The 16,922-nt window shown below is 44.8% G+C and carries 14 protein-coding genes; 13 read left to right on the forward strand and 1 reads right to left on the reverse strand.

Going from position 1 to position 16,922, the window contains the following annotated elements; genetic code table 11:
* Window positions 1-354 precede the first annotated feature (354 nt).
* Together JQC93_RS06065 and JQC93_RS06070 are read left to right on the forward strand one after the other, a co-directional pair.
* Complete coding sequence (locus JQC93_RS06065; RefSeq protein WP_205157584.1) at window positions 355-2,022, forward strand: methyl-accepting chemotaxis protein; 1,668 nt, start codon at window positions 355-357, stop codon at window positions 2,020-2,022.
* Between the two features lie 533 nt (window positions 2,023-2,555).
* A complete protein-coding gene (locus JQC93_RS06070) occupies window positions 2,556-3,341 on the forward strand; it encodes an ABC transporter permease (protein WP_205157585.1) in 786 nt (261 codons plus the stop codon).
* Between the two features lie 2 nt (window positions 3,342-3,343).
* Here the strand turns inward: JQC93_RS06070 and JQC93_RS20445 are convergent, their stop codons facing one another.
* Window positions 3,344-4,582, reverse strand: a complete 1,239-nt coding sequence (locus JQC93_RS20445; protein WP_205157586.1) for a BamA/TamA family outer membrane protein — start codon at window positions 4,580-4,582, stop codon at window positions 3,344-3,346.
* Between the two features lie 409 nt (window positions 4,583-4,991).
* Here JQC93_RS20445 and JQC93_RS06080 point away from each other — a divergent pair, with 409 nt between their 5' ends.
* The 11 genes from JQC93_RS06080 (at window position 4,992) to JQC93_RS06130 (ending at window position 16,773) form a co-directional block, all read left to right on the forward strand.
* Window positions 4,992-5,966 carry a TAXI family TRAP transporter solute-binding subunit gene (locus JQC93_RS06080; protein ID WP_205157587.1) on the forward strand — a complete coding sequence of 325 codons (975 nt, stop codon included), beginning with the start codon at window positions 4,992-4,994 and terminating at the stop codon, window positions 5,964-5,966.
* A gap of 183 nt (window positions 5,967-6,149) precedes the next feature.
* The gene (locus tag JQC93_RS06085; protein ID WP_205157588.1) at window positions 6,150-6,692 is read left to right on the forward strand and encodes a heme NO-binding domain-containing protein; all 543 of its coding nucleotides are present in this window, start codon (window positions 6,150-6,152) and stop codon (window positions 6,690-6,692) included.
* Window positions 6,693-6,712: 20 nt separating this feature from the next.
* The gene (locus JQC93_RS06090; RefSeq protein ID WP_205157589.1) at window positions 6,713-8,443 is read left to right on the forward strand and encodes an ATP-binding protein; all 1,731 of its coding nucleotides are present in this window, start codon (window positions 6,713-6,715) and stop codon (window positions 8,441-8,443) included.
* A 143-nt stretch (window positions 8,444-8,586) separates the two neighbouring features.
* On the forward strand, window positions 8,587-8,913 hold the full coding sequence (locus tag JQC93_RS06095; RefSeq protein WP_205157590.1) for an STAS domain-containing protein: 327 nt from the start codon (window positions 8,587-8,589) through the stop codon (window positions 8,911-8,913).
* Between the two features lie 75 nt (window positions 8,914-8,988).
* Window positions 8,989-9,804 carry an OmpA family protein gene (locus tag JQC93_RS06100; RefSeq protein WP_205157591.1) on the forward strand — a complete coding sequence of 272 codons (816 nt, stop codon included), beginning with the start codon at window positions 8,989-8,991 and terminating at the stop codon, window positions 9,802-9,804.
* On the forward strand, window positions 9,801-11,912 hold the full coding sequence (locus JQC93_RS06105; RefSeq protein ID WP_205157592.1) for an SLBB domain-containing protein: 2,112 nt from the start codon (window positions 9,801-9,803) through the stop codon (window positions 11,910-11,912). Before JQC93_RS06100 ends, JQC93_RS06105 begins: the two co-directional genes overlap by 4 nt.
* Window positions 11,912-12,613, forward strand: coding sequence for an AAA family ATPase (locus JQC93_RS06110; protein ID WP_205157593.1), 702 nt, complete (start codon window positions 11,912-11,914; stop codon window positions 12,611-12,613). Before JQC93_RS06105 ends, JQC93_RS06110 begins: the two co-directional genes overlap by 1 nt.
* An 88-nt stretch (window positions 12,614-12,701) precedes the next feature.
* Window positions 12,702-13,073 carry an Hpt domain-containing protein gene (locus JQC93_RS06115; protein WP_205157594.1) on the forward strand — a complete coding sequence of 124 codons (372 nt, stop codon included), beginning with the start codon at window positions 12,702-12,704 and terminating at the stop codon, window positions 13,071-13,073.
* A 56-nt stretch (window positions 13,074-13,129) separates the two neighbouring features.
* The gene (locus JQC93_RS06120) at window positions 13,130-14,671 is read left to right on the forward strand and encodes a sigma-54-dependent transcriptional regulator (protein WP_205157595.1); all 1,542 of its coding nucleotides are present in this window, start codon (window positions 13,130-13,132) and stop codon (window positions 14,669-14,671) included.
* Entirely contained in the window at window positions 14,671-15,744 is a 1,074-nt protein-coding gene (locus tag JQC93_RS06125; RefSeq protein WP_205157596.1) for a glycosyltransferase family 4 protein, read from the forward strand. Before JQC93_RS06120 ends, JQC93_RS06125 begins: the two co-directional genes overlap by 1 nt.
* A gap of 42 nt (window positions 15,745-15,786) precedes the next feature.
* Window positions 15,787-16,773 carry a Solitary outer membrane autotransporter beta-barrel domain gene (locus JQC93_RS06130; RefSeq protein ID WP_205157597.1) on the forward strand — a complete coding sequence of 329 codons (987 nt, stop codon included), beginning with the start codon at window positions 15,787-15,789 and terminating at the stop codon, window positions 16,771-16,773.
* Window positions 16,774-16,922: the final 149 nt, after the last annotated feature.

The following is a 16,922-nucleotide window of genomic DNA, read 5'->3' on the forward strand; positions in this document are numbered from 1 at the left end:
AAACAATAAATACATCTAGATAAACCACGCTTGCTCGACAACAGCGCCCTTAGGTTGGTAACACCTCTAAGGGCGTTTTTTTATAGTGGATCCATGAGGTTATGAAACGTTTCCATACAAATCTAAAAAAACCACTTATACCTCACCAAATAAACGCATGCACATTATCAATACTACGAGATTTTATTATTCACTTTCTGAATATTAGGTTAAAAATTCCACTCAATATTTTGCTCGTGAGGTCGATAGATAGAAAGACACCGGAAAAATGTAACAATTTGTATCCGGTGCGAATATAAAAATAAAACGTCGGATGCACTCGTTACCCCGAATATTTTGGTAAAGGAACAACTTATGAAACTCACAATTCGCCAGCGTTTAGTCGCTTTGACGCTCATCCCAATATTGATCATATCGATTTCGATGCTTGCGTTTACCCAATATGAAGCCAAGTTACTTACTGAGCAACAAATGACGTCTGCTGAAGAACAGATGATGGAAATGAAACGTATCGAGCTACGCTCGTTGGTAGAGGTTGCAGAAACATCACTCGCTGATCTTCGTCAAAACAATGGTACGAAAGAACAAGCTTTATCGCTTTTGAAAAACCTCGCCTTTGGTCCAACTGGCTACTACTTCGCCTACGACTCGAAAGGGACTCGTCTAATGCTGGGTAAGAGCGACGCAGGTATTGGAGACAACTTTTGGAATACTCGCGACACCGAGGGTAATCTATTTATTCAGCAGCTTGTTGAGCGCGCAAAACGCGGTGAATCCACCATTACTACTTACTACTTTCCTAAACTTGGCCAAACTCAATCTTTGCCCAAAATGGGCTACACCGTTTACATTCCAGAATGGGATATGGTAGTGGGTACAGGCTTTTACACCGACTCTATTGACGCTACCCTTGCGCTAATGCAATCTCAAGCCACTGAGACACAAAAGGAAGTGCTGTGGGAAACTCTACTTATGTGTATCGCAGTGAGCGTCCTGTCACTGGCGTTTGGTCTGTTCATTTACCGCTCTATTAGCACTCCACTTAACGAATTTAGTACGTCAGTAGCACGCTTCGCCTCTGGAGATGCCGACCTTAAGGCACGCATTAACGACTCACAAATTCCTGAGTTCAGTAAGCTAGCCAGCGACTTCAACCACTTCTTAGGGAACTTGCATTCCATAATCACTATGGTGAGAGAAGTTTCGGTAAACGTTCAAGATGAAACGCAGCAGATGAACAATACCGCAAATGAAGTACAGGAAATTAGCCAATCGCAGCGCCAAGAAACGGAACAAGCAGCGACGGCAATGACCGAAATGACCACCACAGCGCACGAGATTTCTGGCAATGCGAACCAAGCAGCCAGCGCAGCACAAGAAGCAGAAACAAACGCTAAAGAAGCTATGGACACAGTGATCACTGCGGCAAACACAGTGACCGAACTGGCAACAGAAGTCTCTGAAGCCAATACCGTGATCTCTCAGCTAGAAGAAGATGTTCAAAATATCTCAGCAGCCCTATCGGTGATTCAAGGCATTGCCGAACAAACCAACTTGCTGGCACTTAACGCCGCAATCGAGGCTGCGCGAGCAGGTGAGCAAGGTCGTGGCTTTGCGGTTGTTGCGGATGAAGTTCGTCAACTAGCCAGTCGTACTCAAGAAAGCACCGGTGAAATCCATGACATGATAGAAAGCCTCAAAGCAGCATCTGACGCAGCCGTGAGCGCAATGGATTCGAGTACTCGACGTGGTGAGGCGTCAGTCGAAGAATCAGAGCAAGCGAAAGTGGCTTTGGAATCAATTCAACACTCTATCCACACAATTATGGATATGAATGACTTAATTGCGACCGCCACTGAAGAGCAAAGTATCGTTGGCCAAGACATTTCGCAACGCATCGTGGCGATTGCCGATCAAAGCCAACAATCTGAAGAAATGGCTCAGTCGAACCGTGATAGAAGCCACACTTTACAAACAAAAGCCAATGAGCTTAATCAACTTGTTGCACAGTTCACATTGTAAAATCTAGTTCAAGTTTTGCCCAACCTTGATCAAGATCAATATTGGGCGATTTTCTAATTTTTGCTTACAAATTCACTTCCCCTATTTGCAAGAAAATGGCTAATATTAAATCAGAAGCCAACGAAATCGATTGCGCAATATATGGGAGGTGCACATGCAACGCGACTGCTACGGGCTATGTCTCAATAAATCGACGCTTAAATCGCACAGTAAAGCCATATTTACTCGTATTAGTGCCTATTCTAGAGGTAATAACGAGCCTAAAATTCAATTGTCTATTCCGCAAATGAGTGGAACACAATTGCTATCTATCATAAAACACCACTCACCTCTAATGTGGCGCGCAGAATACATGTGCAAGCCGAGTGACTAATTACTCATTGATTTTAAATAGAACGCAGCGTAATGCTGCGTTTTTTCTTTTCAGATCAAACGACTATTAAACCAGTTCAAAATCTAGTCAAGTAAAAGCATTGCCAGAGTAAGTCAGCACTTTTACACTACCTCTTCATTCAACATCTATGAGACCTTCAATGCAGCAATCTTTAGACATTGCATGGCTTGATCTTGGCCTTTTTAGCATCCTGCTTCTCATACCTCTCGGGATCAGCCAATACTATCGACTTAATATAAGCAAAGATGCTCTGATTAGCATCGCGAGGATGGCCATCCAACTATTTCTTGTCGGACTTTACTTAGAATTTCTTTTTACCCTAGACAGTATTGTCATCAACATTGCTTGGTTGCTAGTGATGGCCTTGGTGGGTGGTAGCGCCATCATCAGTAAAGCGCAGTTGCTTCGCAAGCAGGCTTTAGCCTCTGTGGTGGTCGGACTCTGTTGCGGGCTGTTTCCGGTATTGTGTGTCACTGTTGTATGGTTGATCCAACCAACTCCCCTATATAGCTCTCAATACCTAATCCCAATGGGTGGGATGTTACTTGGCAACAGCATGAGCGCCATTATTATTGCGTTTAAAACCCTGACTAAAGCTTTTTCAGAACGAGAAATGGAATATCAAGGCGCAATCGCATTAGGAGTGAGTGGGCGCTATGCGTGCCAACCATTTGTCCAAGATGCGTTGAAAAGTGCATTTGCACCGACGCTGGCAACCATATCGACGACAGGCTTGGTGTCGCTACCTGGCATGATGACAGGGCAAATCTTGGGTGGTGTATCGCCACTTATTGCCATCAAATATCAGCTTGTGATCATGATGGCAATTTTTATTATGATGACCATCGCGACAACCGTCTCAATAGAAATGCTACTCAAGTTGAACTTATCGCGATCCGGTGCCAATAAACTTGAGTATAGATAGCTCTAAAATGGATGCCCCGCCATAACCCACAGGGCGCTTCCTTCCGGAGACTGAGCGTAATCCAATCGCACCACTAACCCGGCGGCGAATGCTCGAAAAGAAACTCCGGCGTCGTATTTCATATTTGAAAATAGCTCACGCGCACTGTACTCGGGCGCTACCTCACCCACTTCCACAAACGGCACAACCTGCAGCCAATCTATCTGGAACAGTGAAAGAAGCGGAATATCTGGTGTAGGGTTGTAATCTAAGGTGTAGCGATACTCTAGTGCAGAGTAGATAGCCGCTTTATCGTGAAAACGATTGGAAGCATAACCTCGCATTCGATTCCACCCGCCAAGCGAGGCCCCTTGTGAGTATGGTGCGCCATTGGCAACATATCGTGAGCTGCCGTCTACATCGATAACTTTCCAGGATGGTGAATAGGCCGTCCAGAAATTAAACGCTAGTACTTGCTGTCTTGCCCAATCAGACTCACCCAAATCCCAATAGTGACTGGTATCAAATTCTATCGCGTTCCAACTACGATCTTTTCCTAATAGCGTACCATCGTGTGTATATGCGATGTATTGGCGAGATCCTTTTGAAGGGTTTGGCACAAAATCAGTATTATCGTAATGCAATCCAAACTCTAGCCCACCTACCGAGCCTGCAATCTCAGATAAATCTGGGTTTTCATAACTTTCGTACTGACTGAAACCGCGCAGCATGATTAAAGAAGAGCCGGTTGTTAACGGGTTCCACGATTTGTGTGGCGTGGGATTAGAAAGCAGTCCGCCGCGCGTTCTATAGTTTAATGTTGATGTTTCTCGGTGGTGTCCAATAGGCAAAACATACTCTACTTGTAACTCGACAAAATTAGAGTATCCCGAACCGACCACTGCATCATCTGGACTGGAATGACTGCTTCCAGGTAATGGACGCTGGTAAGGTATAGGCTCATTCGGCACCGAAGCGTGAGCGGTTTGTTCTGGGAAATAGCCTAAGAAACCCAATCCCGTAACGAACCAACGCTCTGTACCGGGTATTTGGAGGTTCCAAAAACCCAATGCCGCGCCATAACTGTCTGCGCCACCATACATGGTAGCACCAATGGTTAACTGATCTTGGATAGCTCCGTTTACCATGCCTCCCAAACCAACATTAAACCCCATAGTCTCGGTCGAGAACGCATATGGCAAAAGCAGCTTATTGGCAAACCCTTCGCTGTGCTCAGTGCGCTCAAGGTTGTACTTGGGCACAGGACTCGCCGCACAAACTAGAGTTGAAGCTAGTATTGCTATGGAGCCGATAAACGAACGATTGATAAAAGAGAGTCTCAAAACTAAATCCATGTTAGGCCAAATCCCCGATTAGAATACGTGCATTCTTCTCATTTGTTAAACAGTAACCTCTTTTAAGCGCTTAATTAGAATGAAAAATATTTAAGTTTTTGAGAGGAAAATGTTCAAAACTACAGTTTCAGTCACAAAAAACTCACAAAATTTGAGGTTAAAGCACACGTGAAATAGCTTTGCTATGCTTTAATGTGGACGAAAATAGTTGTGCTAAGCAACTGTTTTTATAGATAGCTCTAGGATTTGTTACACAAACCAATTCTAGACTACACTGTTGTGAGAAACAGAGATGAACTCAATTAAAGGGAAAATTATGAATCGCAAAACAGGATTACTGACCGCTACAGGTCTAGCATTAGCTCTTGGCTTTTCATCAGTCGCTACAGCTAACCAAAGCTTTGTAACTATTGGTACAGGTGGCGTAACTGGCGTTTACTACCCAACCGGTGGTGCTATTTGTCGTCTAGTTAATAAGTCTCGTGCAGACCATGGCATTCGCTGTTCAGTAGAAAGTACCGGTGGTTCGATTTACAACATCAATACCATTAAAGCAGGCGAACTTGACCTAGGTATCGCTCAGTCAGATTGGCAGTACCATGGCTACAATGGTACTAGTAAGTTCTCTGATGCAGGTCCATACGAAGACTTACGTGCAGTATTCTCGGTTCACCCTGAACCATTCACTGTAGTCGCTCGTGCCGATGCTGGTATCAAGACATTTGAAGATCTAAAAGGTAAGCGCGTAAACATTGGTAACCCTGGCTCAGGTCAGCGCGGTACGATGGAAGTGCTGATGGAACGTTACGGTTGGGATAAAGGTGACTTTAAACTTGCGTCAGAGCTTAAAGCGTCTGAGCAATCTAAAGCACTATGTGACAACAAAATTGACGCTATGGTGTATGTAGTAGGTCACCCAAGTGGCGCAATCAAAGAAGCAACGACTTCATGTGACAGCGTCATTGTAAATGTTTCTGGTGAGAAAGTTGACGCTCTGATCAGCGATAACAGCTACTACCGTACAGCAACTGTACCGGGTGGCATGTACAACGGTAACGATGCAGACACCATGACATTTGGTGTTGGTGCAACCTTCGTTTCTTCTACCAATGTACCAGACGAAACGGTATACCAGATCGTTAAAGCAGTATTCGAGAACTTCGATACCTTTAAGAAATTGCACCCTGCTTTCTCTAACCTGAAGAAAGAAGAAATGGTGAAAGATGGACTTTCTGCACCACTTCACCCAGGCGCTCTTAAATACTACAAAGAAGTGGGTCTTGTTCAATAACCCCTTCCTTTTGTAATGCACTACTACGGCTCACTTATGTGGGCCGTTTTTTTATGGTTTGCGTGTCATTTGCGTTTCATGGATCGCTGATATCATAACTTTAGTGTACAGCGTTACGTAACCTAGTCTTTTTGGACTAAACTCAATACTATAAGCTATACCAACATCACTAAGGATGGTGAAATGAAAGGAATAATTTTCACTGAGTTTTTAGAGCTTGTCGAACAACAATTCGGTTTAGAAACATTAGATAAAGTACTCGACCTTTCTGAAGATCAAGGTATTTACACCTCAGTAGGCAGTTACGATCATAAAAGTTTAGTTAAACTGATTGTCAATTTGAGTAAAACCACCGATATCCCAGCGGACGCCTTACAAGAAGTATTTGGTGAAACCGTTTTCATCAGTTTACTGAATACCCTACCTGATAATGCAGGCATTTTAGATTGCACACACTGCTTTGACTTTGTTCGCCATGTAGAAGAATACATCCATGTAGAAGTGAAAAAACTGTACCCAGATGCTAACCCGCCGAAATTTGATTTTGTATCAGAAACAGAAACACAGCTGGTGTTCGATTACTCTAGTGCACGTTGCATGGGTCATGTCTGTATTGGGCTATTAAAAGGGTGCGCAAAACACTTTGACCAACAGATAGAGATTGGATCTCAATCGCTTAACGAGCAAGGAAGCGAAGTTCGATTTGTAGTTAATCTAATTGAATGAGTATCTGTTAAGGATTAGGCGTGGAAAACAAAGTACCCAAGGCGCAAAATAACACCGTTTCAACTCGCGCTCTTGAGCGTAAGTTAGCGCGAGAAATAGCCTCACGAAAACAGGCTGAGCAGTTGTTAGAGCAAAAAAGTCTAGAATTATTTCAAGCGAATCAAAAACTTGAAGTCGCGGTTGCTCAGCTCGAACGTTCGTCTCAGCAGAACATGCTTAAACTTGAGTTTCAGCAACATATAGATGCGTTGCTCATTTACTTTGGTAGAGCCTTTCTAAACCATCACTTAGACGACGTTTTAATCTCGAACTTAGTCCGAAGACTCACCCAAACCCCGCTTATTTGTTCCAGTTACGTCAAGCTTAACCCTAAACTCAATCTCGAGTTACAAAAGCCACATTACGGCTCTAGTGCCATTGCGAAAGACGTTGCCGAAACCCAATGGCAAGATCGCGTGTTGCATATTCGACTGATGGCTAAGCAAGAAGACATTGGTATTCTGAGTATAGAAGTCATAGAAACCGACTATGATTTAGAGTTTGTTCAGCGCTCATTTCAATTAGTTGCGGCCCTCTTGGCTGGTGCGGTAAACCGGCAGCTTATTATTGATAGAAACATCGAATCTCGTAAAAAAGCCGAGCAGTCAGAGCAGTCTACTCGTGATTTCTTAGCGATGATTAATCATGAATTACGAACCCCGCTCAATGGCCTATTGGGTAGCGCAGAATTATTGTCTCAAACCCCGCTCGATGCTCAGCAAGATGTTTTACTCAACAACTTGTCACAATCTGGTCAGTTTTTAAGGGTCATCATTAACGACCTGCTCGACTTCAGCAAGATTAACACTGGTATGTTTGAGCTGATCCCGAACAACTTTGAAATGTGCAGCTTAATTAACACGTTACGCAGTATATTTTCCCCAAAAGCCATCGAAAAATCCTTAGAGTTTTGTATCGACGGTGACACGTCGCTACCAAGTCTCGTCAATGGAGATCGTGAGCGTATAACCCAAGTGTTGGTTAACCTCATCGGCAACGCTATACGTTTCACAGACCGTGGTTTTGTCTCCGTTAAGTTTAGTTGGCATAACAACATATTAAGCTTTGAAGTTAGTGACAGTGGTATTGGGATCAATGCTTCTGATTTTGATAAATTATTTCAACCTTTCACTCAGGCCGATCGATCAAGCAAACGCAATTTTGAGGGAACAGGGCTTGGGTTAGCAATATGTAATCAATTGCTCGAATTAATGGGTGGAGACATTCAGTTTGAAAGCGAAGTGAATGTAGGGACTCGCTTTTACGGTCACTTACCACTGCATAAGGCAGAGCAATCGGCGCCTTCCCTTGCCCAAATAACCAAACAACGCACCACGGAGTTACCGAAAAGCACCAAAATTTTGGTGGTCGAGGATATTACGGTAAACCAGATCATCATCAAACAGATGTTAATCAAAATTGGAATCACCCCCGATATCATGCCCAGTGGTATCGACGCGCTCGACGCTGTCAAAGCAAGCCACTACGATTTGATCCTAATGGATTGCCGTATGCCAGGTATGGACGGATTTGAAACCACCAGCAAAATTCGACAGCTCGGATTCACTTTGCCAATCGTTGCCCTCACCGCTAGCACGACAGCTGCAGAGCGCGAACTCTGCTTTGAATCAGGCATGGATGACATTTTAACCAAGCCGTATACATCGACTGAGCTCTCAAATGTCCTCTCAAAATGGTTATTAGACGAATAATCAAAATGAGAATAGACCAACAAGCCTATTTCTCAATATGAGAAATAGTCCATAAGCCGTTGAATATAAAATAAAATATATTTTGGCACGTAATCTGCTCTAACTACATTGCATTCGCAAGAACACAGTTAGGAGACAGGATTATGGAACTGCAAATTACCCCAGTAGATAACACCTCGCTATCGCTCTGTGTCATTGGAGACTTTGACGCTCAAACCATAAAAGAAGCGCAAGTCTGTATCGATAAGCTACTTACCGACGACAGCCATGAGCACATCACCATCGATCTCGAACACGTCGATTTTCTCGATACCTCTGGCATTGGCACCATTGTCTACTTTTATAAGCGCCTTTATGAACGTAATAGAAGTTTGAGCATCTGTAATGCTCATGGACAACCGCTAAAAATGATGGAATTGCTTCGAATCGGTCAGGCAATCCCATTAAACGCTGTAGCAACACAGGTATAGCACTACAGCTATTTCACCCAAACTTTTTCGACACAGTAATAATCAACAACATTGCGCTCAACGGAGAACGACAGTATGGCTAATCTAACTATAAAGAACGTGTCTGTATCAATGCTGGCTGCAACCGTCATCGGTTGCACCAGCTACCCTGACCACGGCCAAGGTGGTTTAGGTGAATTTGCCTCTGCGTCAGACTTCTCTCCCGTGATGCCCGATGAGCCAATGGGACCAGAGCATGGTCTACGTTTTGACTTTCATTTAGCCAAACTGCATTTGGACTCCTTGATCCAAAAAGGCGCAGAGTGGTGTTTTCCCGCAGCCGTAGTGCAAGCAAAAACCAAAGAAAATCGCATTGTACGAGAGCTTGAAGGACAACTGCTTCTTGATGCGGCAAACGACATTGTGATTCAGAGAAAAAACCTAGCCAAACTGGAAAATCAGCTCGATTACGTGCGCTCTCAAGCGAGTTGCGTCCCACCAGAACATAATGCTGCATTTCAAAACGAAGTTGCCGTGATCACCGAACTGGTAGAGCTGCTGAATATTGATAATCAGTTTGCTATCGACTCGATTGAGATTAATCCAAAGTACATGGGTCACCTAGCCAAAGCGACTACATTGCTTAACCAATATCCCAACTTAAATTTACGTGTGACCGGGCACGCTGATGTCACTGGCGATGCTCAATACAACGATAAGCTCGCAATGGGTCGCGCAGACCAAGTCAAACGCTACTTAACTGTGTTTGGTCTACCACCTATGCGCATTCAAACCCTTTCTGTTGGCGATACGCTACCTCTTTTTGAAGGTGAGAGCGCGGCAACCAAATTGACTAACCGCCGAGTCAGCATTGATGTTGTATCGACCAGTTCGACAGGAGGCAACCAATGAGCACCTTACACCTTACACTCACCCTGATTCGTCGCATCGCAATCATTGCCGTGTTAATCAGCTGCTCTGCTTTTGCCAGCGCAAACTCAGTACAAATTGGCGATAGCGTGCAGATTAACCTACCCGGTGAAGCCAGTTTAAATAGAGCCTTTCAGGTGGATAAAACAGGCCGAATTGAGCTGCCTGAAGTTGGACCGATATACGTTGCTGGTTACAAAGATGACCAATTGGACAAAGCAGTGCGCGAGCAATTGAGCCAAGCCTACCGAGATCTCAACACATTGAGAGTGTTTGTGGCTAAGCGACAAATCTTGATTTCAGTGCAAGGTTACGTGCAAAACCCAGGTGAATATACTCTGGCTGACAACGCGACCGTACAAATGGCGATTTACGCCGCAGGTGGCTTGCGTGCTGGTGCGCAATTAGACCGCCTTCAGCTAAAGCGAGCTGGAGAAGTAAAACTATTTAACTATAAGCAGTTTTTAGATACGGGTGTGAACAACACACTGCCTAAGCTGGCTTCATTGGATACATTGTTTATCCCAGCATCCCCGCTTGTCGGCAACATTGAACAAGAATTTGACGCCGCCAAGCTTGCCAATGCCGGTGACAGCGCCGACAGCCGCACCGCAATTAAAGTCTTTGGTGAGGTGAATGCGCCTGGCTCTTTTAGCTACAAACAAGAGATGAACTTAGTGGACTTGTTGATGCGCTCAGGCGGCGTAACTCGCTACGCCAGTGTAGAGCAGATCCGCGTGATTTCGGGTAACACCCCAGCCTTGTTTAACTTGAAACGCTATTTAGACACAGGCGACGAGAGCCTATTACCTAACATCGAAGCTGGCGCGACTGTATTTGTTCCAAAAATGGAAGAAGAGATCAAATCTGGCGCCAATACTGTGTATGTGATGGGAGAAGTGGCTTTTCCTGGTGCCTATGAGGGAAACAAAGGCGCAACCTTTATGGATATTCTGGCAAACGCAGGCGGCCCAACGCGCTTTGCAGAATCTCGTCAAATTAGGCTAATTAAAGCAAATGGTCGCGTTATTCGTTTTGACCTTACTGCCTATTCAGAAGGGCTGACCAATCAAATGCCTCCTGAAATTGAAGCGGGTGACGCACTATTTGTCCCTGAAAAAACCGACATGAATGAGAAGTCATGGCTTAAAGTGGCTCCGAGTCGAGCAGTGAAAGTGATTGGTGAAGTTGTTAGACCTGGACGCATTGAATGGTCCAGTGAGATGGATCTAATGGATTTGCTGGCTCACGTTGGCGGCCCTACCTTGCGCGCCGATACCACAAAAATTGAGATTGCTTCAGGACGTGGACCTGTAGTGATATTCGACCTCGACAACTACATCAAAAACGGCGCTCAGGCGAGTGAGCTTCCTCAAATTTCGGCGGGTGCTATCGTCCGAGTACACGACTTACCACAAGATCCATCTGACAATAAATCCCAGTGGGTTCGTCAAAGCTCTGATGCGTCAATTTATGTCTTCGGACAAGTTAACTCTCCAGGTCGCTACCGCTTCACCAAAGAGATGCACTTTCTCGACATTTTATCAGCCGCGGATGGCCCAACTAAAGATGCCGATATTCACAATGTTCGCGTAACTCATCGCAACAAGGCACACGCGCAAGTAAGCAAACTCAATCTATCGCTTTACTTTGAAACAGGGGACGAATCACTATTGCCTGTTGTCGTACCGGGAGACACTATCTACATTCCAGAGAAATCTAAAAACTGGCTCGATACTCCTAAAGAGACCACCGTACGCGTGTTAGGAGCAGTAAATAACCCCGGCCGCTATAACTTTGATGACAACATGACAATTCTAGATTTGCTTGCCGAAGCTGGAGGCACCAGCGAGTTTGCCTATCTAGAAAAGATCAGCATTGTGAACCTATCATGTTGTCAAAACCAAGCACGCATTTTTGACCTTATCGAGTTTAGTAAAACGGCTAACTTTAGACAGCTTCCTGTTATACGCGCAGGTGATACGGTATATGTTCCTCATGAAAAAGAAAGCTTTGCTCAAAAGGCTCGCAACAGCCTAGATGATGTATTCAAAATCGTAACCACAATCGTCTTAATTGGAGCGCTATAATGAGCCTATCCGCAACCCTGTCAGAGATTGAACAAATCTTCATACAGCTAGAGCTGGATAAGATTGATACTGTATGCGTAACCGCGGACAAGTCGGGAGCAGGTGCGACTAGCGTTGCTATGGCTCTTACCGAGCGTTATTTGCTAGCAGGTTACAAAACATTGTTGGTCGACTTTAACCTGTTTAACCCCAGCTTTGATGCATTTGAATTGCCCGCAGAGACACAGGTGGAAGGCAGTACACCAGAGTTTATTCGCCATAATCAGAGTCAGCATTGTTTTTCTGGGATCCAGGCTCCCACGACACTAGACAGGCAACTGGCGTTTAGAGATCCTATCAATCTATTGAAAAGCATTGAGAAATGGCAAGCTAAGTACGACAAAATTATCGTAGACAGCACTGCCTTAAACCAATGCAACCAATCCAACATCCCCACGGTCACCATTGCAAATGTTGTCCAGGGGACACTATTGGTTGTGTCGGCAGGTAAAAGCAACACAAATGACCTTCACGACGCGACCGCACTGCTTAAAAAAGCCCACGCCAATGTATGCGGTATCATTCTAAATCAACATCAGCAAAACACATTGGCTGAGGAGATCGCCAATATTGTATCCCGAGTGCCTTTTGTGGGGTCTCGAGCCTCAAGCAAAATCAAGAGCTACCTAACAGGAAGTTCTCTGTTTCGCTACGGGGTCTAAATTATGACATCAAATTAGCCGACAAATTTGGTGCAATGCCATTTTTTGGGTTATCGTTCTGTATACCTTATCGACTAAGGAGGGTCGTATGAGTTCTCAATCTCTACCAATTTTGGACCACACTGTTCTTGAAAGGATCATCGAAGATACTGGTAGAGAAGTATTACCTCTTCTTTTCGAAAGCTATCGAGCCGAATCCAGTGACTGGATGAATACGATCAATCAAGCCATCGTTGATAAAGATACCGAACAACTAGAATTTGGCGTTCATTCACTGGCCAGTACCTCTTTATCATTAGGGGTTTTGGCGCTTGGACATACGGCTCGAAAAATGGAACACCTCTGTTTAGCAGGAAAACTCGATGAAGCCATTACACATCATCAGCATTTGGTTGGGCTGTTGCATTCATCACATCAAGCGCTTGAACAGTTTTCCAACGAACTCGGTAGTGACACCTAAGCATATAGCCCTACTTTAAGGATTATATAGGTTAAGAATAGTGGTAAGGATACGTTATGAGACCAAAGGTTTTGCTAGTAGAAGACTCCAATTCACTGGCTATTTTGTACCAACAGTATGTTAAAGATGAACCCTATGATCTGTTTCGGGTTGATACTGGTGAAAAAGCGAAAGCATTTATTCGTGATCAACGCCCTGCCCTAATCATTCTCGATTTAAAGTTACCCGATACCTCTGGTGAAGAAATTCTTGACTGGATTGTTGCTGAACAGCTTCCTACTTCGGTGATCGTTGCAACCGCTCACGGCTCGGTAGATATTGCGGTTACCCTCATACAAAAGGGAGCCAATGACTTCCTCGAGAAGCCTATTCAAGCCGAACGACTAAAAACCTCTATTGCACTTCATCTAAAGCAATCCAAACTAGAAAAACTGATCACTAATTTCGAAACCAAATTTGATCGCCATAACTTCCATGGCTTTATTGGTTCAAGTTTGCCCATGCAAGCGGTGTATAAAACCATTGAGAGCGCCGCACCCACCACAGCAAGTATCTTCATTAATGGTGAGAGTGGGACAGGTAAAGAAGTGTGCGCAGAGGCCATTCATAAACAAAGTACCCGCGCGAAACGCCCCTTTGTCGCGATTAACTGTGGCGCAATCCCAAAAGACTTAATGGAAAGCGAGATATTTGGGCACGTTAAAGGTGCGTTCACCGGCGCAACCTCCGATCGAAAAGGCGCTGCGCAACAGGCCGATGGCGGGACGCTGTTTTTGGATGAACTGTGTGAAATGGAGCTAGAAATGCAGAAGAAATTACTGCGTTTTTTGCAAACAGGACGATTTACCCCCCTTGGTGGGAGCAAAGAAATTCAGGTAGATCTTCGCATCTTGTGCGCCACCAACCGAGACCCTATGGTTGAAGTTAGAGAAGGTCGTTTTCGTGAAGATTTGTACTATCGCGTCCACGTCATTCCAATCGATATGCCACCACTTAGAGAGCGCGGAAAGGACATTATTACTTTAGCGGAACATTTTGTGAAACTGTACGCCAAGCAAGACGGCAAGCAGTTTTCTAAAATAAGCAGTAACGTTAAACATGTCATGTCGAGCTACTATTGGCCAGGAAACGTCCGCCAGCTTCAAAATATTGTGCGCAATATCATCGTGTTAAACGACGGTAAAACGGTTGAGTTAGAGCACCTTCCGCCACCGCTCAATAAACAAACCGCAACCGGTGCCCAAGCCTCAGAACACGCTAAGTCTGCGATTATGGGGGCCAGTTTTACTGATTCAATCGTCTCTCCGGCAATATCTCCACCCGCTGTTGAACACAACACGCCGCTAGGAACTAACGAGACTATATCCGCTGACGTTGTGGCTCCACAACCATCCGCCGAGATGATGGACGAACCGCTGCCACAGTCAACACCGAGACCGGTTAGACCGATGTGGGAAGTAGAAAGAGAAACCATACAAAATGCTATCGCATACTGCGATGGTAACGTCATTAACGCAGCAGTGCTGCTAGATTTGAGCCCTGCTACGGTGTATCGAAAAAAACAGCAGTGGGAAGCACAAGAGAGCGAGATAGAGTAATGCAGTTCACCTCATCCTATCGCGGAGGAAGTAACGTGGTTCGTCATGCAACAGATATTTGGTTACTACTAGACAGCCTAACATTCGGCGGTATCGAAAGTTATGTTTTAGAGCTGGCAAAAGGTTTAAAACAACAAGGACAAGTGGCGCAGGTCGTTTTACTGTCTAAGCACGACGAAGAGTCACTACTGATCGACAAATTAAAACAGGCCAACATTCGTTTTCGTTATTTGCATCAATTGGTTGAAGCACAACCGTCCACATCGTTACCCACATTAACTAAACAACTGTTTATCGCGTCACGTAAACATAAGCCAAAGGTCATTCATGCTCATGGCTATAAAGCGAGCATTATCAATAAATTAACTCCACATAGAGCCAAAACTGTTGTTACTTACCACAGTGGAGAAACGCCAAAAGGCAGAGTCTGGCTGTATGACTTTATTGACCGATACACCGCCGGTCTCGCTACGCATAACTTAACCGTTAGTGCGCAGATTTCGCAAAAAATTCCTTATTCAACCACGACCTTAAACAACTTTATTGCTGTCAATAACGTACAGCCTTCTACTGGAAAACAAGTGGCCTTTGTCGGACGATTAAGCCATGAAAAAGGCCCCGACCAATTTGTCTCGCTAGCCGCAACGATGCCAGATACCGAGTTTCATCTTTACGGTGACGGTCCAATGCGATCAGAAATCACCTTACAATCGGGTAGCAATGTCCATTTGATGGGGTTTGCATCAGATATGGATAGAGCTTGGTCTAACATTGGTTTGCTCGTTATAAGCTCACGATTTGAAGGGTTAGCGATGACGGCCATTGAGGCCATGGCACGAGGGATCCCGGTGGTGAGCACCCGGGTGGGCGCAATGGATAGCTTAATCGCACACGACGTTAATGGCTGGCTAGTCGACTCCCCAGACCAACTGGCTCAATTTGTAAAACGCTGGCAAGAGTTAACTCCGAAGCAGCGCAACAAGATAAGCGCTTGCGCTCGTCAAACGGTTGTTGAAGAGTTCTCATCAGAGGCGGTTGTGACACAGCTGCTTAATCACTATGCTATAGCTTAGCACTACCAATCAATAAACCTCATATCGACATGGATGACGATAGTGAAAAACTTTCAACTGGCTTTGACGGCGGCATTACCTAGTTCGCTGGTCATTGCGATTGCTTTGCCCTGCTCTGTGCTTGCTGACGCAATAAATGACGACATTAAAATCCTGCTACAAAGTCGATTCGCGGCAGCGGTTATCCTCACCGATAGCGATGCGCTCGAGTTTGGGTTTGCCAGTTTTGATCCCAACGAATTGATTGACACTGGCGACGACAATTTAGGCAGTGACACAGCCATAGAGAATCGAAACAACAAATCTACGTATATTCTTCCCTACGGATTTGATTTTGGCGAGCAAGATCAGCACAGCATCAACAGCAAATTGTTTTACATCAACTCAAAGAACGACCTTTCCCTTGTCGATGATGTTAACGATAGTCAACAACTGACTGAACACAGTTATGGTGCGGCTGTGGGTTACTCCTACCAAATTCCGCTGTCCGAACACTGGACTCTGTACCCGACAATTAACACCTATCTTACCTATTATAAAAACAGCTACAGCACCGATGTACCAGAAGCCCAAGAGATTGAAGACGCATTAAATGGCCGTATTATTAACACCTCTGCCTGGGCCCTGCTGTTTGAGCCTGGGTTTACGCTTGATTATCGCCTGCCAACCTCTTGGGGACGATGGCACGCAAGCTCGAAGTGGAACTATTTCAACGGTATCGCTTGGGGCGATGCCAATGATGGAGATATAGGTCACCCCAATGGCTGGTACATTACCAATAGAGTAACCGGTTATTACGATCTATTTAGCAAAAAGCATACGGTATTCTTAGGAGCAAAGCGTGTTGACCTATCCGCCATATTGCAATCTGAGTTAGGCGCTCAACACTACTACGGCGCTTCAATTGGTTGGCTTTATAACAACCCAACTCGCTGGGAAGCGATTAAAAATATTGGCCTTGGCTTAAACCTAAATTACGGCTCTGCACTAAAAGGCGGCAGTATCGTCTTTCATTTCAATAAATTTTAGGCCTGATGAGAAAAGCTTGCCGAGCACAGCCCGACTTACCGATCCTAAAAGAGGCTACCAAGCTGATTCTCAATTTGAGAATAGCAAGCAAAGAACAATTTAACTGATTAAAAACAACAAGTTAAAAACTGGCATTGCACTTGCTCTAT

It is taken from the genome of Vibrio ulleungensis (assembly GCF_016900875.1).
Taxonomy (GTDB): domain Bacteria; phylum Pseudomonadota; class Gammaproteobacteria; order Enterobacterales; family Vibrionaceae; genus Vibrio; species Vibrio ulleungensis.

Coding starts and splice junctions, on each gene's coding strand:
- JQC93_RS06065 (WP_205157584.1), top strand. CDS start 355: ATGAAACTCACAATTCGCCAGCGTTTAGTCGCTTTGACGCTCATCCCA.
- JQC93_RS06070 (WP_205157585.1), top strand. CDS start 2,556: ATGCAGCAATCTTTAGACATTGCATGGCTTGATCTTGGCCTTTTTAGC.
- JQC93_RS06080 (WP_205157587.1), top strand. CDS start 4,992: ATGAATCGCAAAACAGGATTACTGACCGCTACAGGTCTAGCATTAGCT.
- JQC93_RS06085 (WP_205157588.1), top strand. CDS start 6,150: ATGAAAGGAATAATTTTCACTGAGTTTTTAGAGCTTGTCGAACAACAA.
- JQC93_RS06095 (WP_205157590.1), top strand. CDS start 8,587: ATGGAACTGCAAATTACCCCAGTAGATAACACCTCGCTATCGCTCTGT.
- JQC93_RS06100 (WP_205157591.1), top strand. CDS start 8,989: ATGGCTAATCTAACTATAAAGAACGTGTCTGTATCAATGCTGGCTGCA.
- JQC93_RS06105 (WP_205157592.1), top strand. CDS start 9,801: ATGAGCACCTTACACCTTACACTCACCCTGATTCGTCGCATCGCAATC.
- JQC93_RS06110 (WP_205157593.1), top strand. CDS start 11,912: ATGAGCCTATCCGCAACCCTGTCAGAGATTGAACAAATCTTCATACAG.
- JQC93_RS06115 (WP_205157594.1), top strand. CDS start 12,702: ATGAGTTCTCAATCTCTACCAATTTTGGACCACACTGTTCTTGAAAGG.
- JQC93_RS06120 (WP_205157595.1), top strand. CDS start 13,130: ATGAGACCAAAGGTTTTGCTAGTAGAAGACTCCAATTCACTGGCTATT.
- JQC93_RS06125 (WP_205157596.1), top strand. CDS start 14,671: ATGCAGTTCACCTCATCCTATCGCGGAGGAAGTAACGTGGTTCGTCAT.